A 4,769-nucleotide genomic window follows, 5' to 3' on the forward strand; every position below is an offset into this window, starting at 1 on the left:
TCGGTGGCGACTACATCCGTGATCTCGGCCCCGCCGGTATTGTTGATAATCACCTCATCCGGCCATATCGTCGCGCAAAGGGCGGCATCGCGCACCACAATACTGTAGGTACCCGGAAGCAGTCCGGTAAAGACATTCACTGAAGACCAGCTCAAACCGCCGTCGATGCTGTATTCCAGGGGAGCCGTGCCGCCGGTGGCTGTAATGGTGATGGTTCCGTCGTTGTTGCCGCAGTTGGCGTTGGTGGCAATCACTTCCGTGATCTCCGCGCCGCCGGTATTGTTGATGATCACCTCATCCGGCCAGAGGGTCGCGCAAAGGGCGGCATCGCGCACCACAATGCTGTAGGTGCCCGGAAGCAGTCCGGTAAAGACATTCACTGCCGACCAGCTCAAGCCGCCGTCGATGCTGTATTCCAGGGGAGTCGTGCCGCCGGTGGCTGTAATGGTGATGGTTCCGTCGTTGCTGCCGCAGTTGGCGTCGGTGGAAATGACATCCGTGATCTCCGCACCGCCGGTATTGTTGATGATCACTTCATCCGGCCAGAAGGTCTCGCAAAGGGCGGCATCGCGCACCACAATGTTGTAGGTGCCCGGAGTCAGGCCGGTAAAGACATTCAATGCAGACCAGCTCAATCCGCCGTCGATGCTGTACTCCAGGGGAGCGGTGCCGCCGGTGGCCGTGATGGTAATGGTTCCGTCGTTGTTGCCGCAGTTGGCGTCAGTAAAGGCCACATCAGTGATGGTAGCGCCAACAGGAGCTGTAATGGTTACATCCACATCATCCACGGAAGTGCAGAGACCCACCGTAATGCTCAGGTCATCATAAATTCCCGCGGGAGCGGTGACCACCGCAGTGCCCGCAGCCACAGTCACCCCGGTAAATGTTCCGGTAGCGTATACAATATCATAGGTTCCGTCCGGAACATTGGTGAAGGTAAATTCAATGCTTCCGTCTTCTCCGCAGTTAAGCGGATCAATGCCCACAGCGGCCAGGGTGGGCGCATCCGGGGCGGTCAGGGTGATGTCCACATCTTCAGTTGATGTACAGAGACCTACCGTAATGCTCAGGTCTTCATAAATTCCCGCGGGAGCAGTAACCACCGCGGCGCCCGCAGCCACATTTACTCCTGTAAAGGTACCGGAAGCGTAAACAATATCATACGTGCCATCAGGAACATTGGTGAAGGCAAATTCAATGCTTCCGTCTTCGCCGCAGTTCAGCGGATCGGTGCCGATAGCGGACAGGGTGGGTGCATCCGGGGCGGTCAGGGTGATGTCCACATCTTCGGCGGAAGCGCAGAGGCCCACCGTTATTGTCAGGTCTTCGTACAATCCTGCCGGGGCAGTCACTGTGGCGGAATTTCCGGTAATGGTTACCCCGGTAAAGGTGCCGGTAGCGTAAACAATATCATAAGTGCCGTCCGGAACATTGGTGAAGGTAAATTCAATGCTTCCGTCTTCTCCGCAGTTCAGCGGATCAATGCCGATAGCAGCCAGGGTGGGTGCATCCGGGGCGGTCAGGGTGATATCCACATCTTCGGCGGAAGCGCAGAGGCCCACCGTAATGCTCAGGTCTTCGTAAATTCCCGCGGGAGCGGTGACCACCGCAGTGCCCGCAACCACATTCACTCCGGTAAAGGTGCCAGTGGTGTATACAATATCATAGGTTCCATCGGGAACATTGGTAAAGGTAAACTCAATGCTTCCCTCCTCCCCGCAGTTCAGCGGATCTATGCCGGTGGCGGACAGGGTCGGAATTTCATTCACCGTAAAGGTAAGGGCATTGGAAGCGGCCGGATTATTCGTGGTACAGGTTTCGCTGCTGGTAAGTTCGGCATAAACCACGTCTCCATCGGATGGAACGTAGATATAGGTATCTCCGGTCTGGCCGGCATCCAAAACCGTATTTACATACCATGCATACACCGGCGCGGTGCCACCATTGTCAGGGGTAGCCGCAATAATGACCGTTTCGCCTGCACATAAGTTCACAGTACCGGCAGTAATAGCGACGGCAACTTCAAGCTGATCGCTTACCTCCATGGTGATCAGGTTGGATGTGGCAGGATTGCCCGTTACACATTCATCGTCCGAAAGCAACACTACCTGAACTTCATCACCATTCGCAGGGACATAGGTATAGGTATCCTGATTCAGTCCTGCCATAATTCCATTCACAAACCAGACAAACTCCGGATTCGGGCCTCCATTTGAATAAGTGGCGGTAAAGGTTACTTCACCCCCCTGACAAACCGGATTTGCATCCGCAGATATACCAACCGATACCAATGCCAGTTGATTGACTGTCATATTGATGACGTTTGAAGTCACAGGACCCGGAGAAACGCAGGGCTCATCTGAAACCAGCGTTGCTTCCACAACATCTCCGTTTGCAGGCGTATAACTATAAGTGGCAGATGTTTCTCCGGGCACAGGCACGGTATTTACGTACCAGGCAAACACCGGGTTTGTTCCGCCATTGACCGGGGTTGCGGTAAAGCTGGCTTCGGTTCCGGCGCAAATATCATCATTGTCAACTACAATACTCACAGATGCCTGCAACAGCGGGGAAACGGTGACCTGAATCACTTCAGAAGCCGCCGGGTTCCCGCTGCCGCAGTTAACATCCGATAAAAGCTCAACATAGACCTGCTCTCCGCCCGCCGGCGTGAAAGTGTAGAAATTATCCGGACCCGTCTGCACCCCGACGAAACCCGAACCCGCGTCAACAAACCATGAAAATACGGGGTTGGTTCCGCCGTTGACCGGCGAAGCTGTAAGGGTAATTTCTGTGCCTTCACAGATAAAAGAAGGCAGGGCATCAATGGAAACGGTAACCGGCAGCAAGGGATCGACCTGCATCAGCATAGTCTCTGAAATTGCAGGATTGCCCGTGGCACAGGCTTCGTCTGACAGCAGTTCCACAAATACTTCGTCGCCGTTGCCGGGTGCATAGGTATAGGTATCCTGACTTCCGACCAGCACCTGAACCCCGTTAACAAACCATGAAAACACGGGGTTGGTTCCGCCGTTGACCGGCGTGGCCGTAAAGATGACATCATTGCCTATGCACACCGGATTCTGACTGACACTCAGCTGCACGCTGACCGGAAGGTTATCCGAAACGATCACCTCCCCGGTCCGCACTTCGCCCAGGCAGCCGTCGGCCGAGGTCTCCTGAACCGTAATGGTGTAATTACCGGGTGTATCCCAGGTCACCGTCAGCAGGTGACCAGTGACAGGCTGTACATTCCCGTCGATGGCCCAGTTGTAAGTTGAGCCCGGGGTCTCGTCCACCCAGTAGTTTTTAGTGGCCCCCACACATACCTGATCGGGCATGGCAATCTGTCCGGAAGCATGGAACGCTCCGGCCAACACCGTGACAATCAGCAATATATGTTTGAGTACCTTAAACATACGGTTCATTCATTAAAGTTAATACTTTCACGCGGTTCCGGATTCATCCGGACACAGGTGTGCATGCTTTTATTTTGACAGGCACAACCATAACTCTTCTCAGAATACGCGTAAAACGTTTATTATCAAATTGTTCACAAATTCTCACATTCCCGGCCCGGATCACTCCCGGCCATGATAAAACAGCATCTGCGGCGGTGGTGTTCACCTTGCCGGAACATTGAGCCGAAGGGGTTGCCGGGGAGTTCAGCCTGCAAGGCCATCCCTCCCCACCCGAAACAGGCTGCCTGATCACCCTTTCCGTTTTTGTTCCGTCCGTAGCGTCGATAGCCGCCAACCAGCCTCCTATGCCAGCCACAGGGCACACCCTTCCTTCCGGCTTACCCGGGGGGTAAGCCGTGGGCCATCGTAAGGCCGCGTTGATTTTGGAGCGTGCGAGTGGGTGCATAGGTATAATGGTTAGTTGTGCCAGATGGGTGAGGTTGTTGGAAGGGGATTTACGTTAATAGTACCTGTTGTTGAAACTGTGCCGCAACCTCCGGTTAGTGTGATTGTGTATGTAAACAGACCACTTTCAGATGGTGTACCAGTAATTGTTACAACGTCACCTGACCATGATCCGGTTACACCTGTTGGCAGTCCGGTGATAGTTGCGCCAGTTGCACCAGTTGTGGCATAGGTAATATCAATAATCGGAGTGTTGATACAGACTGTTTGTGCATCTGTTCCGGCAGCTGAACTCAGAGCTATGGTATTTTCCTGAGTAACCGTAATCGTGCCAGTTGTAGACACTGTACCGCAACCACCGGTTAGAGTGATTGTATATGTGAATAGACCACTTTCAGATGGTGTACCAGTAATAGTTACAACATCACCTGACCATGATCCGGTTACACCTGTTGGCAGCCCGGTGATAGTCGCGCCAGTTGCACCAGTTGTGGCATAGGTAATATCAATAATCGGAGTGTTGATACAGACTGTTTGTGCATCTGTTCCGGCAGCTGAACTCAGAGCTATGGTATTTTCCTGAGTAACCGTAATCGTGCCAGTTGTAGACACTGTGCCGCAACCTCCGGTTAGTGTGATTGTGTATGTAAACAGACCACTTTCAGAAGGTGTACCAGTAATTGTTACAACGTCACCTGACCATAATCCGGTTACACCTGTTGGCAGTCCGGTGATAGTTGCGCCAGTTGCACCAGTTGTGGCATAGGTAATATCAATAATCGGAGTGTTGATACAGACTGTTTGTGCATCTGTTCCGGCAGCTGAACTCAGAGCTATGGTATTTTCCTGAGTAACCGTAATCGTGCCAGTTGTAGACACTGTACCGCAACCACCGGTTAGAGT

At 53.2% G+C, this 4,769-nt stretch carries 2 protein-coding genes and 1 pseudogene; all 3 read right to left on the bottom strand.

What is annotated here, in order from left to right; translation table 11 throughout:
- On the bottom strand, positions 1 to 3,428 hold a 3,428-nt coding region (locus tag TBC1_RS17335; protein ID WP_137305856.1), incomplete at its 3' end, for a hypothetical protein.
- A 34-nt stretch (positions 3,429 to 3,462) separates the two neighbouring features.
- On the bottom strand, positions 3,463 to 3,867 hold the full coding sequence (locus TBC1_RS17340; RefSeq protein WP_137305858.1) for a hypothetical protein: 405 nt from the start codon (positions 3,865 to 3,867) through the stop codon (positions 3,463 to 3,465).
- An 11-nt stretch (positions 3,868 to 3,878) separates the two neighbouring features.
- Positions 3,879 to 4,769 (bottom strand): annotated as a pseudogene (locus tag TBC1_RS18050) (hypothetical protein); the annotation flags it as partial.

Origin of the sequence: Lentimicrobium saccharophilum (genome assembly GCF_001192835.1) — a bacterium.
GTDB lineage: Bacteria > Bacteroidota > Bacteroidia > Bacteroidales > Lentimicrobiaceae > Lentimicrobium > Lentimicrobium saccharophilum.

Bases quoted from the DNA above. Each gene is read 5' to 3' on its own strand.
- TBC1_RS17340 (WP_137305858.1), bottom strand. From the start codon at position 3,867: ATGCACCCACTCGCACGCTCCAAAATCAACGCGGCCTTACGATGGCCC.